The 24,028-nt window shown below is 70.5% G+C and carries 19 protein-coding genes and 1 pseudogene; 9 read left to right on the forward strand and 11 right to left on the reverse strand.

Features of this window, described 5'->3' with window-relative positions:
* Positions 1–60 precede the first annotated feature (60 nt).
* Positions 61–2,142: an acyl-CoA dehydrogenase family protein gene (locus IFU11_RS09105; protein ID WP_192018736.1), complete on the reverse strand. Its 2,082-nt coding sequence runs from the start codon at positions 2,140–2,142 to the stop codon at positions 61–63.
* 161 nt (positions 2,143–2,303) lie between these two features.
* Positions 2,304–4,298: a DNA helicase RecQ gene (gene recQ / locus IFU11_RS09110; protein ID WP_192018737.1), complete on the reverse strand. Its 1,995-nt coding sequence runs from the start codon at positions 4,296–4,298 to the stop codon at positions 2,304–2,306.
* Positions 4,299–4,506: 208 nt separating this feature from the next.
* Between recQ and IFU11_RS09115 the strand changes: the two genes are divergently transcribed.
* Positions 4,507–5,166, forward strand: coding sequence for a fasciclin domain-containing protein (locus IFU11_RS09115; protein ID WP_137242286.1), 660 nt, complete (start codon positions 4,507–4,509; stop codon positions 5,164–5,166).
* 636 nt (positions 5,167–5,802) lie between these two features.
* Here the strand turns inward: IFU11_RS09115 and IFU11_RS09120 are convergent.
* From IFU11_RS09120 to IFU11_RS09140, 5 genes are all read right to left on the reverse strand, one after another.
* Positions 5,803–6,462 carry a copper resistance CopC family protein gene (locus IFU11_RS09120; RefSeq protein WP_192018738.1) on the reverse strand — a complete coding sequence of 220 codons (660 nt, stop codon included), beginning with the start codon at positions 6,460–6,462 and terminating at the stop codon, positions 5,803–5,805.
* Complete coding sequence (locus tag IFU11_RS09125) at positions 6,462–7,229, reverse strand: YcnI family copper-binding membrane protein (RefSeq protein WP_192018739.1); 768 nt, start codon at positions 7,227–7,229, stop codon at positions 6,462–6,464. Before IFU11_RS09125 ends, IFU11_RS09120 begins: the two co-directional genes overlap by 1 nt.
* 145 nt (positions 7,230–7,374) lie before the next feature.
* Positions 7,375–7,989 (reverse strand): hypothetical protein, encoded by a 615-nt coding sequence (locus tag IFU11_RS09130; protein ID WP_192018740.1) that lies wholly within the window; start codon positions 7,987–7,989, stop codon positions 7,375–7,377.
* A gap of 122 nt (positions 7,990–8,111) precedes the next feature.
* Complete coding sequence (locus IFU11_RS09135) at positions 8,112–8,555, reverse strand: DUF3592 domain-containing protein (RefSeq protein WP_192018741.1); 444 nt, start codon at positions 8,553–8,555, stop codon at positions 8,112–8,114.
* Positions 8,556–8,602: 47 nt separating this feature from the next.
* Complete coding sequence (locus IFU11_RS09140) at positions 8,603–9,721, reverse strand: AI-2E family transporter (protein ID WP_192018742.1); 1,119 nt, start codon at positions 9,719–9,721, stop codon at positions 8,603–8,605.
* A gap of 118 nt (positions 9,722–9,839) precedes the next feature.
* Here IFU11_RS09140 and IFU11_RS09145 point away from each other — a divergent pair, with 118 nt between their 5' ends.
* From IFU11_RS09145 to IFU11_RS09165, 5 genes are all read left to right on the forward strand, one after another.
* Positions 9,840–10,790 (forward strand): pirin family protein, encoded by a 951-nt coding sequence (locus tag IFU11_RS09145; protein WP_192018743.1) that lies wholly within the window; start codon positions 9,840–9,842, stop codon positions 10,788–10,790.
* 113 nt (positions 10,791–10,903) lie between these two features.
* A complete protein-coding gene (locus IFU11_RS09150) occupies positions 10,904–11,485 on the forward strand; it encodes an ECF transporter S component (protein WP_192018744.1) in 582 nt (193 codons plus the stop codon).
* Positions 11,486–13,234, forward strand: a complete 1,749-nt coding sequence (locus IFU11_RS09155) for an ABC transporter ATP-binding protein (RefSeq protein ID WP_192018745.1) — start codon at positions 11,486–11,488, stop codon at positions 13,232–13,234.
* Positions 13,231–14,061 carry an energy-coupling factor transporter transmembrane component T family protein gene (locus IFU11_RS09160; RefSeq protein WP_192018746.1) on the forward strand — a complete coding sequence of 277 codons (831 nt, stop codon included), beginning with the start codon at positions 13,231–13,233 and terminating at the stop codon, positions 14,059–14,061. Before IFU11_RS09155 ends, IFU11_RS09160 begins: the two co-directional genes overlap by 4 nt.
* Before the next feature lie 47 nt (positions 14,062–14,108).
* Entirely contained in the window at positions 14,109–15,200 is a 1,092-nt protein-coding gene (locus tag IFU11_RS09165; protein WP_192018747.1) for an Rv2578c family radical SAM protein, read from the forward strand.
* Positions 15,201–15,268: 68 nt separating this feature from the next.
* Here IFU11_RS09165 and IFU11_RS09170 read toward each other — a convergent pair whose 3' ends face one another.
* Positions 15,269–15,691, reverse strand: coding sequence for a GNAT family acetyltransferase (locus IFU11_RS09170; protein ID WP_192018748.1), 423 nt, complete (start codon positions 15,689–15,691; stop codon positions 15,269–15,271).
* Between the two features lie 67 nt (positions 15,692–15,758).
* On the opposite strand from IFU11_RS09170, the gene IFU11_RS09175 reads away from it, so the two are divergent.
* Positions 15,759–17,276 (forward strand): carboxylesterase/lipase family protein, encoded by a 1,518-nt coding sequence (locus IFU11_RS09175; protein ID WP_192018749.1) that lies wholly within the window; start codon positions 15,759–15,761, stop codon positions 17,274–17,276.
* A 14-nt stretch (positions 17,277–17,290) separates the two neighbouring features.
* Here the strand turns inward: IFU11_RS09175 and IFU11_RS09180 are convergent.
* Positions 17,291–19,663: pseudogene (locus IFU11_RS09180) on the reverse strand (DEAD/DEAH box helicase); the annotation flags it as partial.
* 244 nt (positions 19,664–19,907) lie between these two features.
* Between IFU11_RS09180 and IFU11_RS09185 the strand changes: the two are divergent.
* On the forward strand, positions 19,908–21,764 hold the full coding sequence (locus tag IFU11_RS09185) for a glycoside hydrolase family 15 protein (protein ID WP_256430764.1): 1,857 nt from the start codon (positions 19,908–19,910) through the stop codon (positions 21,762–21,764).
* Between the two features lie 54 nt (positions 21,765–21,818).
* Here the strand turns inward: IFU11_RS09185 and IFU11_RS09190 are convergent, their stop codons facing one another.
* The gene (locus tag IFU11_RS09190; protein WP_071262396.1) at positions 21,819–22,304 is read right to left on the reverse strand and encodes an NUDIX hydrolase; all 486 of its coding nucleotides are present in this window, start codon (positions 22,302–22,304) and stop codon (positions 21,819–21,821) included.
* Between the two features lie 65 nt (positions 22,305–22,369).
* Here IFU11_RS09190 and IFU11_RS09195 point away from each other — a divergent pair, with 65 nt between their 5' ends.
* Positions 22,370–22,984 carry an antibiotic biosynthesis monooxygenase gene (locus tag IFU11_RS09195; RefSeq protein WP_191940512.1) on the forward strand — a complete coding sequence of 205 codons (615 nt, stop codon included), beginning with the start codon at positions 22,370–22,372 and terminating at the stop codon, positions 22,982–22,984.
* A gap of 26 nt (positions 22,985–23,010) precedes the next feature.
* Here IFU11_RS09195 and IFU11_RS09200 read toward each other — a convergent pair whose 3' ends face one another.
* Positions 23,011–23,979: an AraC family transcriptional regulator gene (locus IFU11_RS09200; protein WP_192018751.1), complete on the reverse strand. Its 969-nt coding sequence runs from the start codon at positions 23,977–23,979 to the stop codon at positions 23,011–23,013.
* Positions 23,980–24,028: the final 49 nt, after the last annotated feature.

Below are 24,028 nucleotides of genomic sequence, written 5' to 3' on the forward strand. Positions count from 1 at the left end.
GGCATATCGTCGCCGGACCCTTGCGCCGACGACGATATGCCTCCTGTCAACCGGCTGCGGTCAGCGGGACTTCTTCGTGAGCGTCTTCTCGTCGACGGGAGCGTCGCCCGAGGCACGGAGCTCGGCGAAGTAGTCGGCGGCCTCCTGCTGGCGCTGCGCCTCCTGGCCGGTCGCGATGGGTGCGCGCACATGCTCAGGCGCGAAGCCGAAGGCCTCGACGAGGTCGAGGGCGTGCGGACGCAACCGGGCGATGAGGCGGTCGACGTACGCGCTGACGGCCTGGCCGCGCTGCGGGGAGAGGCGCCCGTGGATGAGGTACCAGGCGAGGTGCTTCTCGATGAGCGAGAGCCCGAAGAGGTCGTGCACCCAGGTCAGCACCTGCTTGGTGCCGGGGTCCTGGATCTGCTCGACACCCTCGGTGAACGCCTCCCACTGGAGGAGCTCGCCGTGCGCACGCGCGGCCTCGATGAGTTCGTTCTGGTGTGCGTTGAACAGGTCGGACGCGGCCTGCTTCGAGAGCTTGTTCGCGCCGCGCAGCTTCGTCGCGACCTCGGCGATCATCGATTCGACGCGCTCCGTCAGCAGCTCGCGCTGGACGTTCGTGTCGCGCAGCTGGCTCACCGAGCGTGCCGTCGACCCGAAGTCCTTCACGGTCTGTGCGAGGCTCCGGAGCCCGCTGCTGTGCACGGCGCGGTCGGTCGCCTGCTCGACGACATAGCGGGCGAGGGCACCGGCGTCGACCTTCGCGAACTTCCGGCTGTAGTCGGTGAGGAGCCGCTTGGCGACGAGCTGCAGGAGCACGTTGTTGTCGCCCTCGAACGTCGCGTAGACGTCGAGGTCGGCGCGCAGGCCGGTGAGGCGGTTCTCCGCCAGGAAGCCGTTGCCACCGCACGCCTCGCGCGCCTCCTGGAGCGTGTCGAGCGCGTGCCAGGTCGACAGTGGCTTGAGCGCCGCCGCGAGCGTCTCGAGGTCCTGACGGTCGTCGTCCGAGTCGGCCTTGCCGCTGAACACCTCGTCGAACTTCACGAGCAGCCGGTCGTGGGCGAAGATCTGCGCGTACGTCGTCGCGAGGCGCGGCAGGAGCCGGCGCTGGTGGCGCTGGTAGTCGAGGATGACCTCCTCCTGGGTGTCGCTGCCCGCGTTGAACTGCCGACGCTCACTGCCGTAGGTGATCGCGATCTGCAGGGCGAGGGCGGAGGCCGACGTCGCGGCTCCGTCGAGGGACACCCGGCCCTGGACGAGCGTGCCGAGCATGGTGAAGAAGCGTCGCCCGGGGCTCGTGATGGGCGAGGAGTAGGTGCCGTCCTCGGCGACGTCGCCGTAGCGGTTGAGGAGGTTGGTGCGCGGCACGCGGACGCCGGTGAAGTGCAGCCGGCCGTTGTCGATGCCGTTGAGCCCACCCTTCAGTCCGTCGTCTTCGCCGCCGATCCCGGGAAGGAATGCGCCCTCGCCGTCGCGGATGGGCACGTAGAAGCAGTGCACGCCGTGGTTCACGCCGTTCGTGATGAGCTGCGCGAACAGGGTCGCCGCCTTGCCGTGCACGGCCGCGTTGCCGAGGTAGTCCTTCCACGCCGCGCGGAACGGGGTGTCGATGACGAACTCCTGGGTCTCCGGGTCGTACGTCGCGGTCGTCGCGATCGAGGCGACGTCGGAGCCGTGACCGGACTCCGTCATCGCGAAGGCACCGGGGACGTCGAGGTTCATCGCGCCGGGCAGGAACGCGTCGTGGTGCGGCTCGGTGCCGAGGTGCAGGATCGCCGCACCGAAGAGGCCCCACTGGACACCGGACTTGATCTGGAGGGACGGGTCGGCGAGGACGAGCTCTTCGAACCCGGCGATGTTGCCGCCGTGGTCGTCGGCGCCGCCGAGGCGCTTCGGGAACGCCTTGAGCACCTGGCCGTTCTCGACGAGAAGCTTCAGCTGGTGGAAGACGCGGTCGCGGTGGTCGTCCATCGACTGGCCCTCGATGCGCTGCATCTCCGGCTTCGCGGCGAGCGCGCGAGAGGCGAGACGGGCCTCCGGCCAGGTGCCGAGCAGCTGGTGCGCGAGCGCCGGGACGTCGATCCGCGCGTCGGACGGCGCCACCTCGACCGTCGCTGCCGTGGTACCGCTGACGCTCGTCCGGATCGCTGTGTCGACCATCGCTGTGTCCTGCCTTTCACCCATGAAAACCTCCCACAATGGTAGGACTGTCATAACGATGGGTGAAAGCGCCTGTGGGATGTGGACAAGGGTCCGCCCGATCGCCGTCGATCGACTTGGTCCTCCCCCACAGCTGTCGCAGCTCGCTCTCAGGAGCGGCGTCAGGCGTTGGCGGCGACGACCTCGATGAGCGCCTGCCCGTAGGCGTCGAGCTTCTTCGCACCGATGCCGCTGATGCCGTCGAGCGCACCGAGCGAGTCGGGCTTCGCCGTCGCGACCTCCCGCAGGGTCGCGTCGCCGAAGACGATGTAGGCGGGGACGCCCTGCTCCTTCGCCACCCCGGCCCGCCAGGCACGCAGGGCCTGGAACAGCTCGGCCGCGGCCGGCTCGAGCTCGGCGTTCGCGTTCGACGAGCGGGAGGACGACCTCGACGAGGAGCGTGCGGCACGTTCCGGCTCGCGACGCATGGCCACCGGCCGGTTCCCGGCGAGCACCTCGGCGCTCCCGTCGGTGAGGCCGAGCGTGCCGTACTCGCCGACGGTGGCCAGGAGGTCGCGTGCGAGCAGCTGACGGACGACGCCGCGCCACTCCTGGTCGCTGAGGTCCTCGCCGATGCCGAAGGTCGCGAGTTCGTCGTGCCGCTGCTGGGCGACGCGGTCGGTCCGCTTGCCACGGAGGATGTCGATGATCTGCCCCGCGCCGAAGGACTGGTTGCGCTCGCGCTTCAGGCGCACGATCGTCGAGAGGAGCTTCTGCGCCGGCACGGTGCCGTCCCAGGTGACCGGGGGTTCGAGACAGGTGTCGCAGTTGCCGCACGGTGTGGAGGGCTGACCGAAGTAGCGCAGCAGGTTGACCCGACGGCAGTCGACGGTCTCACAGAGGGCCAGCATCGCGTCGAGGTGCGCGCTGAGGTTGCGCTGGTGCGCGAGGTCGCCCGGCGACTCGGCGATCATGCGCCGCTGCTGCACGACGTCCTGCAGGCCGTAGGCGAGCCAGGCGATTGACGGCTCGCCGTCGCGCCCCGCTCGGCCGGTCTCCTGGTAGTAGCCTTCGACGCTCTTCGGGAGGTCGACGTGGGCGACGAAGCGGACGTCCGGCTTGTCGATCCCCATGCCGAAGGCGATGGTCGCGACGACCACGACGCCGTCCTCACGGAGGAAGCGCGATTGCGCAGCCGCCCGCACGGAGGCGTCGAGTCCGGCATGGTACGCCACGGCGTCCACCCCGTTGTCGCGCAGGAGCTGCGCCGTCTGCTCCACCGTCTTGCGACTGAGGCAGTAGACGATCCCGGCGGTGCCGGCCGGCTGTTCCTTCACGAACGCGACGAGCTGCTTGCGGACCTCGTTCTTGCCGACGATCCGGTACTGGATGTTCGGGCGGTCGAAGCTCGAGACGAAGTGCTTCGCCTCGCCGAGGTGGAGCCGCTGCGTGATCTCCTGGTGCGTCGCGTCGGTGGCGGTCGCGGTGAGCGCGATGCGCGGGACGTCGGGCCAGCGTTCGGCGAGCTCACCGAGCATGAGGTAGTCGGGGCGGAAGTCGTGCCCCCACTGCGACACACAGTGCGCCTCGTCGATCGCGAGCAGTGCGATGGTGCCCTGGCTGAGGAACCGCCGCGTCGCGTCGGAGCTCAGGCGCTCGGGCGCGACGTAGAGGAGGTCGAGCTCGCCGGCGAGATAAGCCTGTTCGACCCGGGAACGCTCAGCGGGATCCTGCGTGGAGTTGAGGAACGCGGCGCGGACGCCGACGGCGAGGAGTGCGTCGACCTGGTCCTGCATGAGCGCGATGAGCGGGGAGACGACGATGCCGGTGCCCGGTCGGAGCAGGGCGGGGATCTGATAACAGAGGCTCTTGCCCCCACCAGTCGGCATGAGGACGACCGCGTCGCCGCCGCCGGAGACCTGCTCGATGATCTGCTGCTGCTCGCCGCGGAACGCGTCGTACCCGAAGACCGTGTGGAGTGCCTCCTGCGCCGTGGCGAACTTCTGGCCCGCCGCACGGGCGGCCACCGGAGCCGCAGCGGCTGGAGCGGACGCGACCGCTCCGCTCCCCCACGCGACACCACCGCCGAGGTACGCGTCGTCGGGCGGTGGGGCGTCGAAGTCGTCGGGAGCGTCCGCGTCGTCCGGGATCCAGTCGGGTTCGGTGCTCCAGCTCATCCGTCGATCGTAGCCGCAGCGGCTGACACCCCGGTGCCCCTCCACAGGAACGGATCCGAAGAATTTCGCTCCTCTTAATGCGCGACCCCGTCCGACACGCGATCGGATCTTTTTCCAAACCACCCCCGTGGGGGCTCCGAAGTGTCATCGAGGGCCGGTTCTGAGAGGCACTCGACAACCGGTCCAAACCTCATCAAAGGAGAATCACATGCGTACCATCAAGCGAAACCACATGGCAGTGCTCGCACTCGCCGCCGTCGCGACCTTCGGCCTCGCAGCCTGTTCCAGCGGCTCCAGCTCCGACAGCGGTTCCTCGATGGAGCCGAGCTCCGCTCCCTCCGAGTCGAGCATGACCGCCGACCCCGCAGCGGACCTCGTCGGCTCGGGCTGCGCCGCCTACGCTGACGCCGTCCCGGACGGTGCTGGCTCCGTCGCCGGCATGTCGGCCGACCCCGTCGCCGTCGCCGCGTCCAACAACCCGCTGCTGACCACGCTCACTGCTGCGGTCTCCGGCCAGCTGAACCCCGACGTCAACCTCGTCGACACGCTGAACGGCTCCGAGTTCACCGTCTTCGCCCCGGTCGACGACGCGTTCAAGAAGATCGACGCCGCGACGATCGACAGCCTCAAGACGCCTGAGGGCGCTGCGACGCTGACCTCGATCCTCACGTACCACGTGATCCCCGGCCAGATCGCTCCGTCCGACATCGACGGTGAGCAGACCACCGTCGAGGGTGGAACCGTCAAGGTCGAGGGCTCGGGTGACAACATCACCGTCAACGGTGCCAAGGTCATCTGCGGTGGCGTCAAGACCGCCAACGCGACCGTGTACCTCATCGACTCGGTGCTGATGCCGCCGGCAAAGTAGCCGACCGCGGGTTCACCCGCACGCTACACCGGTAACAACCGAACAGCCCCGTCATCCTCTCGAGGATGGCGGGGCTGTTCCGTTGTGTCGGGACCGGAACCCGCTCGCCCGATCCTCCCCCGGTCACTGAGCCTGTCGAAGTGCCCACGAAGCACCTCGCCAGCCGACAGCACCATCGACCGGACCGCCCTTCGACAAGCTCAGGGACCGAGGCATGGCACCTCCCCCGGTCACTGAGCCTGTCGACGTGCCCCCGAAGCACCTCGCCAGCCGACAGCACCATCGCCCGGACCGCCCTTCGACAAGCTCAGGGACCGAAGCATGGCACCTCCCCCGGTCACTGAGCCTGTCGACGTGCCCCCGAAGCACCTCGCCATCCGAGGACACCATCGCCCGGACCGCCCTTCGACAAGCTCAGGGACCGAGGCATGGCACCTCCCCCGGTCACTGAGCCTGTCGACGTGCCCCCGAAGCACCTCGCCAGCCGAGGACACCATCGCCCGGACCGCCCTTCGACAAGCTCAGGGACCGAACGGGGTGCCGCTCAGGGACCGAACGGGGTGGCGCTCAGGGAACGCACGGGGTGCCGGCCCAGGACCGGACAGGGTGTCGCTCAGGGACCGGACGGGGTGCGGCTCAAGGACCGGACGGGGTGTCCGTGCCCTGGTCGTCCGAGATGGGCTCCGGCTTCCGCCGGGTCACGAGCAGCACGCCGATGCCGGCGATCAGGACGACGCCGATCGCGCCGACGATCCACCACACATCGCCACTGAGCCCGCCAGAGGACGACTCCGGCTCGACACCGCCCGCCTCCGATGAAGGCTCGACCGTGGAGGCACCGCTCGTCGCGCACGCGGGCTTCGCACTCCCCGCGGCGAGTTCCTGGCCCTCGGCCGGCGCCCACTCGAAGGTGTAGCTGCCCGACAGCGGGTGGCCGTCGGTCGAGACGAGCTGCCAGACGACGGTGTACTCGCCGGCTTGCCCGAGCTGCAACGGCATGACGAGCGCAGGTCCGTTCACCGCTGCGCACGCGGTGCCGTAGTACAGCAGCTCGTCGCCGGGACCGGTCACCTGGATCTGGTTGGACTGGCCGGCTTCCCCGAGGTCGAGCAGGTTGTCGTTCGTCGTGATGACGAGCTGCTCCGGCTGCTCCGTGATCGTCGAACCCTCGGCCGGCGTCGTCGAGACGATGCTGTTGTGCGCTGAGGCCGGCTGGGCCACGGCGAGCACCGCTGCGACCGCGAGGAACGCGGTCGCAGCGGTGCCGACGAGACGGCGACGACGGGAGACCGTCATCAGGCCTGGCGCTTCGCGTCGGACGCTGCGCGGCGTGCGGAGGCAGCGATCACGATGCCGGCGGCACCGACGACGAGACCGGCGATGCCGAGCACGCGGCCCAGCACGTCGGTGGTGCCGGCGTCGGTCGAGGCAGCGGCCTCGGTGTGGTCGCCGTCACCGTCGTCGTCCATGGCAGCGCCACCGTGGTGGTCGCCGGCCTCGGCAGCGGTCACGACGACGACGGGCGCCGGCGACTCGAGGTCGTCCTCGGTCTGACCGTCCTTCGCGACGTCGGTCCAGTCGGTCTGGCCGACCTCGCACGTCTGCGTCACCGGGAAGACGAGGGTCTTGCCCTCGGCGTCGGCCGGCAGCTGGACCTGGAAGGAGACGGTGTCGCGGTAGCCGTCGGCGAGGGGCGTCTTGGCCGTGTAGACGACCGTGCCGACGCGCTCGGCGAGCTGCTCACCGTGACTGTCGGTGATGGGCTTCGCGAGCGGGGCCATCTGCTTGTCGATGGTCCAGTTCGGGTTGACCGTCGGCGTCACGGCGTTGATCTCCTCGGGGATCTTGAAGGAGAGGCTCGTCGTGGGCGAGCCGTCGCAGCCGTGACCGACGGCGAAGCTCAGCACCGTGTAGGAGCCGGCGGCCGTGGAGGTCGGCGTGACGCTGACGTGGGCGCTGGCGGCGAGCGGCGCGCCGACCGCGAGGAGCGCTCCGGCGCCGATGGCGACGGCACCGAGTACGGCGGGCTTGCGGAAGGTGGGGCGGGGGGTGGTTGCGTTCATGATCGTCCTGTCGACTGATCCGCACGGCGTCGAGCGTGCGGAATGGGGGGTGGCTCACGCCGGATGGCGCGCCGAAGGGTGCTGCTGCGTCGGGGCCGACCCGGCCACGCACGGCACCCGTCCCGGTCGGAGGGTGGTGCGTCGGTCAGGCGGCGGCGAGAGCCGGCGGACCGCGGTGTCGCAGGTGGAGCAGGACCACCCCGAGGTTGCGCGGACGGCGGTTGACCCGGACCCAGCGCACCCGACGGGGCGCGGGGACGAGGTGCGTCGGTGCCGCACGGCGGGCGAGGATCCGGACGGTCAGCGCGGCGAGCGCTGCGAGCGTCGCGCGTTCCGCGAACAGGATGGCTGCGATGGTCGCGACGGCCGCGACGAGGTGCGCCGCCCACATCGTGGTGTCGCCGTGGGTGTGCGCCGCGGTGACGCCGCCGGTCGCGAGTTCGACGACCCCGTGCCGGTGCCAGTCGGCGGGGCCGGTCGCACCGCCGGATGCGACCGTGGCGCTGACGGTGCTCGGGACGAGGGTGAAGAGCGCGTGGTAGCCGAGCTGACTCACGAGCACGGAGGCGACGACCCCGAGTGCGGTGATGCGGCGGCCGGCGAGGAGGACGCAGACCAGGACGGCGAAGGTGCCACCGACCAGGAGGACGAACGCGGACGGCGCGGCGGCCCCGCCGATCGTGTGCGAGAGGGCGGCGGCGAAGGTGGCGAACGCGGCTGCGGCGGTGCCGCGGGCGACACGGGCCCACCGTTCCGTCATGCGATGCCTCCGGGAGAGCGAGCGGACCAGGTGTCGACGCTCGTGTTCACAGCCTACCCGAGCGTCGCCCTTCGACAGGCTCAGGGACCGGGAGGGGTGCTCAGGGACCGAGGAGCGGGTGGTCAGGCCCCGGTGTCGGCGACGAACAGCAGCACGATCGAGGCGATGGAGCAGACGACGCCGATGCCGAAGGTCACGCCGAAGAGCAGGCGGAGTGCCCTCGTGTGATCGGCCGTCCGGCGGAAGCGTGCGCGCGACGGTTCCCGGCGGGCGTAGAAGACGTTCGGCTCCTCGGGGTCGCGCAGGGCGTCGAACTCCGCATCCGTGACGGGTCGTGAGTACAGCTCGGCCGCCTCGGTCATCCAGCGGACCTCGCGCCCCGGACCTCGATCGACGTCCCCGCCGCCCGCGTCGTCCGGCAGGTCCACGATGACCCCGTGCGTCTCCACCCAGCTGCCGTCCGCCGCCCGCGCGATGAGCATGACGAGCAGCACGACGACGGCGCTGCCGAAGCCGATCCAGGTGAAGACCTCGAAGACGAGGCCGAGGAGATCGTGGGGGTCCACGATCACATGCTATCCGGCGGGCGGACCCACGACCCGGACGGCCTCGCTCAGACGGACTCGGGTCGCTTCTGCCGCATGGGCTCGGCCGGCTGGTCCGGACCGTTCCAGACGCCGATGATGCCCCACGCGACCGCGGCGATCGGGACGGCGAGGACCGCGCCGACGATGCCGCCGAGGATGGTGCCGGCGGTCAGGGCGAGGAGGACGACGAGGGCGTGCAGCTTGAGCGAGCGTGCCATGACGACGGGCTGGAGGAAGTTGCCCTCGAGCTGGTTCACGAGCACGACGATGCCGACGACGATCAGGGCGGCGACCGGACCGTTGGCGACGAGTGCGACGAGGGCCGCGAGGATGCCGGCGGCGGTCGCACCGACGATCGGGATGAAGGCGGTCAGGAACACGATGACGCTGAGCGGGAGCGCGAGCGGGACACCGACGAACAGGAGACCGACGCCGATGCCGATCGCGTCGACGGCGGCGATCGTGGCGGTGCCGCGCACGTACCCGCCGAGGGTGTCCACCGTCTTGCCGCCGATGCGCTTGGCGCGGTCGTACGCGGTTCCGGTGAAGGGACGGAGCAGGAACTCCCAGAGCCGCGGTCCGTCCTTGAGGAAGAAGAACAGGACGACGACCATCAGCACCAGGCCGGTGAGGAAGCTCGCCGTCGCGGAGACGCCGGCGAGCGCCCCGCTGCCGAACTGGCTCGAGGTGAGGAAGTCGACCGCGGTCTGCTTGGCGTCCTCGATCTGCTTCTCGTCGATGTCGAACGGCAGGGTGCCGAGCCAGTCCTGCAGCTGCCCGAAGCCCTTCGAGGCGGAGTCGACGAGGTCGTCCCACTGGCTGCGAACGGCCCAGACGATGAGCCATCCGATGCCGCCGAGGACGACGAGGATCGAGACGAGGGCGATCCAGGTGGCGAGGATCGACGGGAGCCCCTTCGACCGCATCCACCGCATGAGCGGGTAGATCGCCGAGGCGAGGATGAGCGCGATGACGACGGGGATCATCACGAGGGAGAGCTGGGTCAGCGCGAAGACGATCAGTGCGGCGACCGCGACGATGGCGAGCGTCTGGATGCTCCGGGTCGCGAACGTGCCGATGCGGTCGTGCCAGAGGCCGCGGGCGAGCGGTTCCGGTGCGTCCTCATGCTTGTCGAACAGGCCCATGGGATCCCCAATCTCGGCAGCGGCGGAGCCGGACGGACCCCGCGCCCAGTCAACCACGTCGGTGCGGGCCGAGGTCAGGCCGAGCGGGAGTAGCGTTGTCCGTGATAAGGAGGCGCTCATGACGAGACTCGACGCCGACCCGGTCCCCAGCGTCTGCCACGCACCTGACGGATCCGGGACGAGACTCCTCGAGGCCCGCGAGGTCCCCCTCGGCGGTGTCCGCGGCCTGAGCGTCCATCGCACCCTCCCGCAGCGCGAGCTGCCGATGATCGGCGCCTGGTGCTTCCTCGACCGCTTCGACGAGGACCGCTCACTGATGCGCGTGCTGCCGCATCCGCACACCGGCCTGCAGACCGTGACGTGGCCGCTCGTCGGCGACATCCGCCACCGCGACAGCGTGGGCAGCGACGTGGTCGTCCGCCCGGGCGAGCTCAACCTCATGACGAGCGGTCGAGGCGTGTCGCACTCCGAGTTCTCGGTGGGCGAGGAGGCGGCCGCCATGCACGGCCTCCAGCTGTGGGTGGCGCTCCCGGAGGCCGCCGCCCAGGTGCCGGCTGCGTTCGAGCAGCACACGGACCTGCCCGTCCACCGCGCTCCAGGCTTGGAGGCGACCGTCCTCATCGGCACGCTGGGCGGCGTGACGTCGACCGCGACCGTCCACTCGCCCCTGCTCGGTGCCGACGTGACGATCGAGGCCGACACCGTCGTCGAGGTGCCGGTGGATCCGTCCTTCGAGCACGGCGTCCTCGTGCTCGACGGGGCGCTCGAGGTCGGCGGCGTCGAACTCGGCTCCGGCCCGTTGCTCTACCTGGCGCCCGGGTGCGATCGCCTCGAGCTCCGGAGCGCGAGCGGCGCCCGCTTCGTGCTCCTCGGAGGGACGCCGTTCCCGGAGGAGCTGGTCATGTGGTGGAACTTCGTCGGTCGCAGCCACGAGGACATCGCGTCCGCCCGGGAGGACTGGGAGGCGGGGTCGCCGCGCTTCGGGTCGGTCGCCGGCCACGGCACGGACCGCATCCCTGCGCCGCCCTTGCCGAACGTCCGTCTGACCCCGCGCCGACGCTCGATCTGATCGCCCGGACGGGGCGCTCGGGACCCCGTTCCGAGCGGTGTCGGTCGGCGTCTCGACGGGCTGATAAAGGATAGGCTGTCCTCAGGAGATCGGCTGCTCGTGAAGGTGGGCTCATGCAACGTCTGAGTACGCGACTGCTGCTGACCTGCGCCGCCATCGGCGTCGGCGGCGGCCTCGTCTTCGTCGTCTCCGGGTACGTCGGCGGCACGATCTCCGCGACCGCCCCCGTGCTCTACGGCCTCATCATCGGCGTGTACTTCCTGCCGGGCGTCGTCTCGCAGGCGCTCCTCCGACGTGGTGGCGTGGCCCTCATGGCCGGGCTCACCGCCGGCCTCGTCTCAGCGGCGTTCAGCCCGCAGTGGTTCTTCCGGTACTTCGGCACCGGCCTCGCGATCGGGCTCCTGCAGGAGATCCCCTTCGCCGTGTCGCGTTACCGCGCCTGGAGGGCCTGGGTCTTCTACCTGGCAGCGGGCATCGCCGGACTCGTCTTCGGCGGCTCCGTGCTCGTCGTCCTCGGGATCGAGCATTTCGCACCCCTCGCCCAGACGGTCTACATCGCGCTCTTCGTCCTCAGCCCGATCGCCTTCACCGCGCTCGGGCGGGCGGTCGCAGCGGCCCTCGCGAGAGCCGGTGTGGGGCGGTCCATCGCGAAACCCCTGCAGCGCGACCGCGGCTCGGCCGGCACGCGGGCCTGAGTGGACCCCGTACCGCCGACGCACCCCGCCACCGTCGTCCGGCGGGTGCGCATCCGCCACGACGAGCGCGAGGAGTGGACCCCGGACGACGTGTCGTTCCAGGTCGCACGCGGTGAAGTGGTCCTCCTGCTCGGGCCGAGCGGCTCGGGGAAGTCGACGCTCGCGCTGGCACTCAACGGCCTCGTCCCCCACGCCGTCCCGGCCGAGTTCGAGGGTGCTGTGGTCACCGGCGGGCTCGACACGGCCACCTCGACGGTCGCGCAGTTGAGCGAGCACGTGGCGATGGTGTTCCAGGACCCCGACGCCCAGATCGTCACCGGAACGGTCCTCGACGAGGTGTGCTTCGGCCCGGAGAACCTCCTGCTCCCCGTCGAGGAGGTGCTGTCCCGCGCCGAACGCGCGCTCCGGCAGGTCGCGCTCTGGGAGCGCCGGGCCGAGAACCCCGACCGGCTCTCAGGCGGAGGCCGACAGCGACTCGCGATCGCCTGCGCCCTGGCCATGGGGAGCGACCTCCTCGTCCTCGACGAGCCGACGGCGAACCTCGATCCGGCCGGGATCGAGGAGGTCTACGCCGCCCTCCGCTCACTCGTCTCCGGACCCGACGGCGCCGGGAAGCGGCATGCGATCCTGCTCGTCGAGCACAACCTCGACGCCGCCATCGACCTCGTCGACCGGGTCGTCGTCCTCGATCGTGACGGGCGGCTCGCCTTCGACGGCCCGACCCGCGACGTCCTGCTCGGCCACCTCGACGAACTCCTCGAGATGGGCGTCTGGCTGCCGGTCGCGACGCTCGCGGCCCTGCGACTGCGGGAGGGCGGTGTCCTGCTGCCGATCCTCCCCCTGACACCTGCCGAGCTGACCGCCGCACTCGACGGGACCGCACTGCCGACGCCGCCGCCGGTAGCCATCGCCCCGGCCATCACCGGGCGGTCGGTCGCGGTCCGCGTCGACCGGCTCCGCGTCGAACGCGGTCGCGGCCGCCGGCGCACCCCGATCCTCCACGAGGTGAGCCTCGAGGTCGGGACGGGCGACTTCCTCGCGGTGATCGGGACGAACGGTGCCGGCAAGACGACCCTGCTGCAGGCGATCGCCGGGGTGGTCCGTCCTCCCCGCGGGCGCATCGACGTCGGCGGGATCGACCCGGGGCGTAGCGACGTCCGGACGATCGCGGCACACATCGGCTTCGTCTTCCAGAACCCCGAGCACCAGTTCATCACCCACACCGTCCACGATGAACTCGCGCACGGCCTGCGGATCCGGGGTGTCGACGACACCGAGATCGAGCGGCGCGTCGACGACCTGCTGCGGCGGTTCGGCCTGGAATCCGCACGCGACGTGCATCCGTTCCTCCTCTCCGGCGGCCAGAAGCGCCGACTGTCCGTCGGGAGCGCCCTCATCGCCGGAGCTCCGGTGCTCGCGCTCGACGAGCCAACCTTCGGTCAGGACCGGGCGCGGGCGAACGAGCTCCTGGACCTCCTCGCCGGGCTCAACGCGCAGGGCACCACGGTCCTCGTCGTGACCCACGACCTCCAGCTCGTCGCCGATCACGCGAGTCACGTCGCGGTGATGGCCGGCGGTCGCCTGCTCGCCCACGACACGACCGCCGCGGTCCTCGGCGACGACGAGCTCCTGCGCCGCGCGGGGCTCCGCCCACCGCCGCTCGCCCAGGCGATGCGCTCGCTGGTGAACCACCCCGACTGGCGGCACCTGTCGAGACTCGACGACCTGCCCGGGGCGGCCGCCCGATGAGCGCCACGACGATCGACCCGTACGCCTCGGGCACGGCACCGGCCGGTCGATTCCTGTACCGGTTGAACCCGCTCGCGAAGCTCGGTGCTCCGCTCCCGGTGATGATCCTGCTCGCGTTCACGAGGGACCCGGTCACGCCGGCGCTCTTCATCGCCCTCGCGGTCGTGGTCATCCTCGTCGGGGCCAGCCTCACGCGGACGGTCGCCCTCCTGCTCTTCGTGGCACTGCCGCTCATCGTCGCGATCATGTCGTTCAGCTTCGGCCTGTGGACCGACCCGAGCCGCGTCGACCAATCCGTCCTGCTGTTCCAGGTCGGCGACTACCGGTTCTTCCTCGGGGCGCTGCTCGTCGGCCTCGCGACGGCACTGCGACTCGCGGCCCTCCTCGTCCTCGCCTGCATCGGCGGCCTCACCTCGACCGGCCCGGAGTTCGTCCGCGCGATGATCCAGCAACTGCACGTGCCCTACCGGATCGGGTACACGGCGCTCGCCGCCTACCGGTTCGTGCCGCGGTTCGGGCACGAGCTGGAGGTCATCCGTTCCGCCCACCGGGTCCGCGGCATGGCCGAGGGTCGCGGACCGATCGCCGCCGTCCGCCGTGCCGCCGGCACCGTCGTGCCGCTGCTGGCCGGTGCCATCCGCCACGCGGAGCGGGTCGCGCTCGCCATGGACTCCCGCGCGTTCGGTGCCCATCCGCAGCGCACGGAGCGGACCCGCATCCCCTTCCGGACCCGCGACTGGTGCTTCATGGTCGCCTTCTGGCTCGTAAGCGCCGCCCTCCTGTGGTGGGGTCTCGCCGCGGGCCCGGGTCCCGTCATCCGGAACTGATCGTCCGGAGTCACCCGCAGGACTCGAACATATGTTCTAATGGAGGCATGCGGTGGAGTGGACAGGAACTCGGGGTTGAGGCGACGTCGGCGCTGCCGGGCCTCGCGAAGCTGAACAACCTCGTTCGCAGCGTCCAGACGCCCGAGTTCGCCGGGATCACCTTCCACGAGGTGCTCGCGAAGTCCGCACTCAACCGCGTGCCGGGCCAGTCCGTGATGCCGTTCGGGTGGACCATCAACCCCTATCGGGGCTGCTCGCATGCGTGCGTGTACTGCTTCGCACGACCGACGCATTCGTACTTGGACCTCGATGCCGGGAAGGACTTCGACTCGCAGCTCATCGTCAAGGTGAACGTCGCCGAGGTCCTCGAGAAGGAGCTCGCGAAGGCGAGCTGGGGCAGGCACCCGGTGGCACTCGGCACGAACACCGACCCGTATCAGCGCGCCGAGGGCAAGTACCGGCTCATGCCGGAGATCATCAACGCCCTCGCCGACTCGGGAACCCCGTTCTCGATCCTGACGAAGGGCACGCTGCTCCGGCGCGACCTGCCCCTCCTGGCCGAGGTCGCTCAGCGCGTACCGGTCGATCTCGCCATGTCGATCGCGATCTACGACGACGAGCTGCAGCAGTCGATCGAACCCGGCACCCCGACGGCGGCGGCCAGACTCGCGACCGTCCGCGCGGCTGCCGACCTCGGCTTCGACGTCGGGGTCTTCATGATGCCGATCCTCCCCTACCTGACCGACACCGTGGACCACCTCGACCTCGCCCTGTCGCGCATCCGCGAGGCCGGCGCGAGCACCGTCCTCTTCTCGACCCTGTACCTGAAGGCCGGCGTCAAACCCTGGTTCATGCAGTGGCTGTCGCGGGAGCACCCCGAGCTCGTCGAGGGGTACACCTCGATGTACGCCGACGGCGCCTACGCCCCGAAGGAGTACCGGAAGTGGCTGGCGGCGCGCATCCGCCCGATGATCCGCGAGCACGGGCTCGAGCGCGGCACCGAAGACCCCGCCACCGGGGGTGTCCGCTCGTCGGCGCTCGGCATGCTGCGCAACGGGTACGGCGAGCGGGCCGAGCTGCGCAAGCGCGCCCCGGAGTTCGTCACGACCGGCCTGCAGGTCCAGCCGACCCTGTTCTGACCCGTTCGTTCGCCCATTCTTGGGCGAGCCAACGCCCGTTTGCCCAAGAATGGGCGAACGAACCGGCGTCAGGCGTCGGGGATGAGCCGCTTGCTCAGCAGCGCGACCTCGTCGGTGCCGTACCCGAGCGCCTCGTAGAACCCGATCACCCGGTCGTTGCCGGTCCGGACCATGAGGTTGATCTTCGGGCACCCGAGTTCGATGAGCAGGCGTTCGGCTTCGGCCATGAGCTCCCGCCCGAGCCCACCGCCCTGCTGGGCCGGCGACACGGCCAGGTAGTGCACCCACCCGCGGTGGCCGTCGTACCCCACCATCGCGGTGCCGATGAGGGCGCCATCGCCGTCGGTGGCTATGAGGAACAGCTCGGGCTGCGTCGTCGACTTGCGCTCGATGTCCTTCGCCGGGTCGTTCCAAGGCCGGGTGAGCCCCACGGTGTGCCAGAGCGCGATGACGGCCTCGGTGTCGGAAGGCGTGAAGGGACGAATCTGCATCAGCCCAGTCTTCCGCACCCGGGGCGTCGATACAGTTGGTCACCCGAGCATCGACGAACGGACCCGTATGAGCATCGACCCTGGCCTGGAACCGACCGGCGAACCGATCCCTGCGCATGGCGGATCGACGCCGGTCACCGTCACCATCGGCAGCGGCCCGATCACCGGGGTCACCGAAGCGGGTGTCTCCCGATTCCTCGGTGTCCCCTACGCGGCAGCACCGTTCGGCGACGACCGCTTCCGACTCCCCCAGCCGGTCGTCCCCTGGGAGGACGCCCGCGATGCGACCCGCCCCGGCGCGACCGCCCCGCAGCCGCCCTACACCGGCGCGGTCGGCGAACTGCTCGCCACGGTGACGGTGCCGGGCAACGAGATCCTGAACCTCAACGTCTGGACCCCGGCCGAGCGGTCGGACACCCCGCTCCCGGTCATGGTGTGGATCCACGGTGGCTCGCTCGTGCACGGCTCCAACGCGCTCGACTCGTACGACGGCACCGCGTTCGCTCGCGACGGCGTCGTCCTCGTCTCCATCAACTACCGCCTCGGGTCCGAGGGGTTCTCGGTGCTCGACGACGTCCCGCTGAACCTCGGTCTCGCCGACCAACTCGCGGCGTTGACGTGGGTGCAGGACGAGATCGCCCGCTTCGGCGGTGACCCCGACAACGTCACCGTCTTCGGCGAATCCGCGGGCGGGGCCTCGGTCGCGGCACTCCTCGCGCACCCGGACGCCTCGTCCGTGATGCGACGGGCGATCATCCAGAGCGGCCCGCTGCGCTCGGAACCCCGAGAGCGCTCCGGCCGGATCTCGAAGCTCATGGCCAAGGACCTCGGCGTGCCGGCCACCAGGGCCGGCTTCCGCCGTGTGCCGCCCGAGGGACTCGTCGGGGCCCAGGAACGGGTGATGGGCGGAGGCAACCCGCTGACCGGCGGTCCGGGATTCTCGATCACGACGTCGTCGCCACTCGCGCCGCTGAGTCCGCTGGACGCCCTGGTGTCGGGCGGCTCCGCCGACATACCCGTGCTCATCGGGACGACGACGGAGGAGCACCGACTGTTCCTCGTCCCGACCGGCATCGCCCGGCGGATCACGCGCCTCCAACTGTTCGCGGCGCGACTGCGCTTCGGAGTCAGTGCGTCGGCCGTGCGGACCTTCCGCCGCAGCCGTCCGAAAGCGAAGTCCGGCGAGATCCTCGGGGCGATCGCCACCGACATCCTGCTCCGCGTCCCACTCAATCAACTGGCGGACGCACGCGCCGACAACGGCTCGGACACCTGGGTGTACGAGTTCGCCTGGCGGAGCCCGGTCGGCGGGGACGGCGAGGGAGAGCTCGGTGCGGCCCACGCGATGGAGATCGGCTTCGTCTTCGACCACCTCGACTCCCCGGAGGCGGTCCGCATGGCGGGCCCGTCCGCCCCGCAGTCGCTCGCGACCGCGATGCACGACGCCTGGGTCGCGTTCGCGAAGACAGGGGACCCGGGCTGGCAGCGTTGGGACGCCACCCGTCCGGTCCGGACCTTCGACGGGGTCGACGACGCCGTCATCCCCGCGCCGCGCGACGACGAGCGGGCTGCCCTCACCCCCTGACACGCGAGAACGCNCGCGGTGGCGATGTCCTCGACGAGCTGGTCGCCGGGGGCGGCGTCGTCGAACGCGGCCTCGATCTCAGCGCGGTCGAGCAGTTCGGTCATCCGGCGGCGACGGGCCTTGGGGATGATCGTGACGACGCGACCGATCTTGCCGGCACGACCGGTGCGGCCGGCACGGTGCAGGTACGTCTTGTACTCGTCCGGGGCGTCGGCCTGCACGACGAGCGTGATGTCGTCGACGTGGATGCCGCGGGCGGCGACGTCGGTGGCGACGAGCACGTTGACCCGACCCGAGGTGAGCTTCTCCAGGTTGCGCGTGCGGCGCGCCTGGTTGAGGTCGCCGTGGAGCGAGACGGCGGGGATGCCCGCCATGCCGAGCTGCTCCGCGAGACGCTCGGCGTAGGCCCGGGTGCGAGCGAACACGAGGGTCTTCTCGGTGCGGTTGACGAGCTCCTCGATGAGGCGGTCCTTGCCCTTGTGCTCCACCACCAGCACGCGGTGATCGATCGTGGAGGACGCCTGGTCCTCACCGGCGACCTCGTGCACCGACGGGTTCGGGAGGAACTCGTTGACGAGGGCTGCGACACCCTTGTCGAGGGTGGCGGAGAAGAGGAGCTTCTGGCCATCGGGCGCGGTGCGACGCAGGATGCGCTGCACGGGCTCGAGGAAGCCGAGGTCGCACATGTGGTCGGCCTCGTCGAGGACGGTCACCGTGACCTGCGAGAGGTCGAGGCGACCCTGCTCGATGAGGTCCTCGATGCGACCGGGCGTGCCGACGATGATGTCGACGCCGCGCTGCAGTGCGCCGACCTGGCGACCCTGCGGGACACCGCCGTAGATCTGGGTGGTGAAGAGGCCGACGGCGCGCGCGATGGGCTGCACGGTGCGGTCGATCTGCAGGGCGAGCTCACGCGTCGGGGCGAGGATGAGGGCGCGGGGCTTGCGACCCGGCTTGCGGTTCTTGCCGCCGCCGTTCTCCATGAGCTTCTCGACGAGCGGGGCACCGAAGGCGATGGTCTTGCCGGAGCCGGTGCGGCCACGGCCGAGCACGTCGCGGCCCGCGATGACATCCGGAATGGTCGCCGCCTGGATCGGGAACGGGCTGTCGGCGCCGAGCTCGGCCAGTGCACGGACGATGTTGCCGCCGAGGCCGAGGCTCTCGAAGGTCACACCCTCGACGTCGCCGGCCTGGATCGCGTCGGCCTCGAGGCGCTCGAGCACCACATCGTCCTGGGGCGTGTAGGAGCCGGCGTCGCGCTTCGGGTAGTAGTCGCTGCCACGGCCGGCGTCGGACGCGCCGCGGTCGTCGAACGAGCGCTTCGGGCGGTCGTCGAAGGACCGCTTGGGGCGGTCGTCGTACGAACGCGCCGGGCGCTCCTCGAAGGAACGCTTCGGACGGTCGTCGTAGGAACGCGCGGGGCGGTCGGTGCGGTTCGCCTGACGCGGGTCACCCTGACGGGCCGGGCGGTCACCGTAGGAGGGACGCTCGGTGCGGTCACCGTAGGAGGGACGCTCGGACCGCTCGCCACGGTTGTACGCGGGACGCTCGGTGCGGTCACCGTACGAGGGACGCTCCGTGCGCTCACCCCGGTTGTAGGCCGGGCGCTCGTTGCGGTCGCCACCACGGTTGTTCGCGGGACGGTCGTTCCGGTCGCCGTAGGAGGGACGCTCGGACCGCTCGCCACGGTTGTACGCCGGACGCTCGGTGCGGTCGCCACCACGGTTCGAGGCCGGGCGGTCGTTCCGGTCGCCGTACGAGGGACGCTCGGACCGCTCACCACGGTTGTACGCAGGACGCTCGTTCCGGTCACCGTAGGAGGGACGCTCGGACCGCTCGCCACGGTTGTACGCAGGACGCTCGTTCCGGTCACCGTAGGACGGACGCTCGGACCGCTCGCCACGGTTGTAGGACGGGCGCTCGTTCCGGTCGCCACCGCGGTTGTACGCAGGACGCTCGTTCCGGTCACCGTACGAAGGACGCTCAGTCCTCTCGCCACGGTTGTAGGCGGGGCGCTCGTTGCGGTCGCCACCACGGTTGTACGCGGGACGCTCGTTCCGGTCGCCACCACGGCTGTACGCGGGACGCTCGTTCCGGTCGCCACCACGGTTGTACGCAGGACGCTCATTGCGGTCGCCGCGGGGTGCGCGGTCGCCGCGCTCCTCCGACTCGAAGCGGGCGGCGCGCTCGGCACGCTCGTCTGCGTTCCAGCGTGACTTCTGCGGCGCTCCACCGGCGTCGGGACGGTAGCCGCGGTGGCCTTCGCTCTTGCTGCCGGACTTCGCGCCTGGGCGTGAGCCGAAAGGCCGCTTGTTCTCGCCGTACTTGGACTTGGGGTCGAAGTTCTTGGCCGGGCGTTTGCCGGCGGGGGTGTTGTTCTTGGGCATGGAGAAATGCTTTCCGGGTTATAACTCGTTCGCATGAACAACCTGCATGACTCACACAGCGCCATCCGAAACCTCGGCTGCGCTGCGGCATGCTCATACCCGGGCGATCACTGGCCGGGGCCGTCCACATCATGTGTGTGTTCGCGGAGTGCTCTCCGACGAAACCGGCCCACCAGACTGACATAACCCTCCGCGGTACAAACGCGGTGTCTAGAGCCGACTCACCTACGTTACCCGATCCACCCTGAGAAGTCACGGAGCATCACTCCCAGGCAGGCGCGCGGCGGCGTGGCAGCATGGGTGCATGCCCAGCCCCATCGAGGATTACGCCCTCATCGGTGATTGCCACACCGCCGCGCTCGTGTCGTCGGAAGGCAGCATCGACTGGCTGTGCCTCCCCCGGTTCGACTCGCCCTCGATGTTCGGTGCGCTGCTCGGCACCGAGGACCACGGCTGTTGGACGGTCCGGCCCGCCGACGCTCAGGCGACGGCGAGCCGCGCCTACCTCGACGACACCTTCGTCCTCGAGACCGTCTGGACGACCCCCGACGGCCAGGTGCGCGTGACCGACCTCATGCCCCACGGCGACCGCCGGGCGGATGTGGTCCGCCGGGTCGAGGGGCTCAGCGGCACCGTCGCGGTCGACGTCGAGGTTCGCCTCCGCTTCGGGTACGCCGACGCGATCCCGTGGGTGCGGCAGCTCCCGGACGGCTCCGGGATCGTCGCGGTCGCCGGCCCCGACGCCGTCGTGGTCCGCGGTGTGCACCTGACGGCGTCCGATCACGCCCACTCGGCGACCGTCGAGGTCTCCGCGGGCGAGACCGTCGATCTCACCCTCACCTGGTACCCCTCGCACCGCGAGGTGCCGGACCCGGTCGACGTCGGCCCGCGCATCGACCACACGATCGCCTGGTGGCGCGACTGGGCGTCCCGCTGCGATCCCGCCGACGAGTACGAGGAGTCGGTCGTGCGGTCGCTCCTCGTCCTCCGCGCCCTCACGCACGAGGACACCGGGGGTATCGTCGCCGCCGCGACCACGAGCCTGCCGGAGTCGTTCGGGGGCGTCCGCAACTGGGACTACCGCTACGTCTGGCTGCGCGACGCCTCGCTGACCCTCGAAGCCCTCATGCAGCACGGCTTCACTGAGGAGGCGCACGACTGGCGCAGGTGGCTCCTCCGGGCGATCGCCGGTGATCCGAACGACCTGCAGATCATGTACGGCCTCGCGGGCGAACGCCACCTCGTGGAGGAGGAGCTCGACAGCCTCCCCGGCTACCTCGGTGCCGCCCCCGTGCGCGTCGGCAACGGCGCCTACACGCAATACCAGGGCGACGTCTTCGGGTCCGTGATGATCGCCCTCGACGAGGCGCGCTCGGTCGGTCTCGCGGACGACGACTTCTCGTGGAGCCTCCAGCGCGCGCTGCTCGGCGTCCTCGAGGAGCACTGGAACCGTCCCGACCGCGGCATCTGGGAGGTGCGGGGCGACGAGCAGCACTTCACCCACTCGCGCGCCATGATCTGGGCGGCGCTCGACCGCGGCGTCCGAGCGGTCCGCGAGCACGGCATGGACGGGCCCGTCGAACGTTGGGAGGCCCTGCGCGAGACCCTCCGCGAGACGATCGAGCGCGAGAACGTCGACCACGCACGCGGGTGCTACGTCCAGCATGCCGGGACGACCGAGGTCGACGCGTCGCTGCTCGTCCTCGCGCAGATCGGCTACGTGGCGCCCGACGACCCGCGCATGCTCGCGACGGTGGCCGCGATCGAGGAGGACCTCCTCCAGGACGGTCTGCTCCTGCGCTACCGCACCACGAGCGGGGTCGACGGCTTGCCGGGCGACGAGCACCCGTTCCTCGCGTGCTCGTTCTGGCTCGTGCAGCAGTACGCGGCCTCGGGCCGACTCGACGACGCCCGCGAGCTGATGGACCGGCTGCTGTCCTTCCGCAACGACCTGGGCCTGCTGTCCGAGGAGTACGACGTGCAGCAGGCGCGGCAGGTCGGCAACACCCCGCAGGCGCTCTCGCACCTCACCCTCGTCCGAGCCGCCGACGCCATCGCCGCAGCCACCCCCTCCAGCCCGCGAACTGTCACCAAACGCTAGTCACAGGCCCCGGAACGAGCCTCAAGTGACAGTTCGCGGGCAGGTGGAGGGACGTCAGCGGGTGAAGCGGGCCTCGCGCTCGTCGGAGGCGGCGAGCGCGATGCGCGTACGGAAGTTCTGCGAGACCTGCTCGGGCAGGGCGTCGAGCGGGAACCACCGCGCCTCGGAGTTCTCGCCGTCCGCCGGATAGGGCTCGCCCGACTCGTAGCGGCATCGGAACACGAGGTCGATGTACTGCGTGATGTCGCCGTTGTCGTAGACGTTCTGCGGGAGCACCTGCACCTGGGCGAGACGCTCGGCGACCGCGACCACGGCAGCCTCCTCGAGGACCTCGCGCTCCGCCGCCACCGCGGGCTCCTCACCCGGGTCGATGATGCCCGTGACCGGCGTCCACGCCCCGTTGTCCTGGCGCCGGACGAGCAGGACCTCGGCCTCGGGTGTCCCGAGACCGCGCAGGACCACCGCGGTCACCCCCGTCAACCAGAGGGGCGCGTGCCCGATCCGCTCGCGGAGGGCCAGTACGAAGTCAGGAGTCGCCATGCCTCGACTCTACGGGGGCGGCACCGGGACACGAGATCGAAACACGAGTGCGGTCTACTGGGCGTATGGAACACGATCCCATCACCGTCTCGATCGAGCGACGCGTCAACCCGGCGTCGATCTCCGAGGCCACCATCTGGGTCCAGGCGGGCATCAACCTGGCGAACCGGTACCCCGGCTTCCTCGGCTCCGGCTGGGTGCGCGCGGGTGCCGAGAGCGACGTCTGGTACATGCTGTACCGCTTCGCGGACGAACAGACGCTGACCGACTGGGAGGAGTCGAAGGAACGCGCCTGGTGGCTGTCGAGCGGCCGCGAGTTCATGGAGCAGTCCCGCGTCGAGCGGCGCAGCGGGATCGAAGGGTGGTTCGACGCACCGGACGGCATCCTCCGCGTCGAGGAGGCCGAGCTCTCCGGCGACCCGGATCCGATCCCGCCCGCGCCGCCGCGCTGGAAGCAGGCGGTGAGCATCTGGTTGGGCTTCTTCCCGCTCAACCTCGTCTTCACCCTCCTCGTCACGGCGCTCGTGCCCGGTTGGGAGCCGCTCGGTGTGTTCCTCCATGTGCTCATCTCGACGCTCGTCCTGACGCCGATCATGACCTACTGGCTCCTGCCGCTCGTCACGAGGCTGCTGCGGCCCTGGTTGACGGCTCCGCGACGAAGCGGGCGCACCGCAGGCTGATCCGGCGGCCTGACGACGCTGCGACGTCAGGCGTCCTCCGCCTTCGTCTGCTCCCGGAACTGGCTCGGGCTGAGACCGGTGTGCGCGACGACCGCTCGACGGAGGTGCGCCTGCGAGTGGTAGCCGCATCGGGTCGCGACCTCGGCGATCGACAGGCCCCGGTGATCGGGGTCCGAGAGGAGGGCGAGCGCGAGCTGCACCCGCCGCTCGGCGATCTCGCCCGCGGCGCTCGTGCCCGAGCCCTCGAACACCCGTTGCAGAGACCTCGTCGACATGTTGAAGCGACGCGCCAGCGTCTCCGGTCGCAACTCCCGCTCGGCGAAGGACGCGGCGATGTGCTCGATGATCCGGAGCCGGAGTGGAACGCGTCCGGCTTCACCCTCGGCCCGGAACAGGTCGTTCTCCGCGTAGAGGGTCGCGAGCATCGTGTCGATCACCCGGCAGAGCCTGAGCTGCGCGGCGCCGCCGATCGGTTCGAACGCGGAGATGACCTCCACGAGGAATGCGGCGCTCCCCCGCAGCAGCGGCGACGGCGCCAGCGGGCCGAGGGCACTCGTCGGGGTGATGCCGAGGCGGCGGAGCGCACGCATCGGAACGAACACGTACAGATAGGTCGCGTGGTCGTGGATCGTCGTCCGGTACGTCTCGGCACCCTCCGTGAGCGTCCCGGTCCCGGGGAGCAGGTCGAGTTGCTGTCGGCCGTGGACCAGGCTGGCGGCGCCCTCGATGAGCATCACGATCGTCGCGACCGGCTCATCGAGCCCGTAGGCGTCGGCGACGAGGTCGAACGTCCCGGGGCCGACGGTGTTGCGATGGACGACGTACTCGCCGAGCATGACCGAGTCGACGGTCATCGAGAACCGATCGGGGTCCACGTCCACGAATCGGAGCGCGCCCGACACCTCGTGCATCCCGGTCGCACCCTCGAACCGTCGTGTGGTGACGCGGCCGCGCGCAGGGAAGCGACCGGAGAGGCCATCATCAGGTGCGGGCATCATCGGACCCTTCGAAGAGATCCTCCACCCTCGCACAGGGTTCCGCCCG

The sequence above is a fragment of the Plantibacter sp. CFBP 8804 genome (assembly GCF_014841225.1).
GTDB classification, from domain to species: Bacteria; Actinomycetota; Actinomycetes; order Actinomycetales; family Microbacteriaceae; genus Plantibacter; species Plantibacter auratus.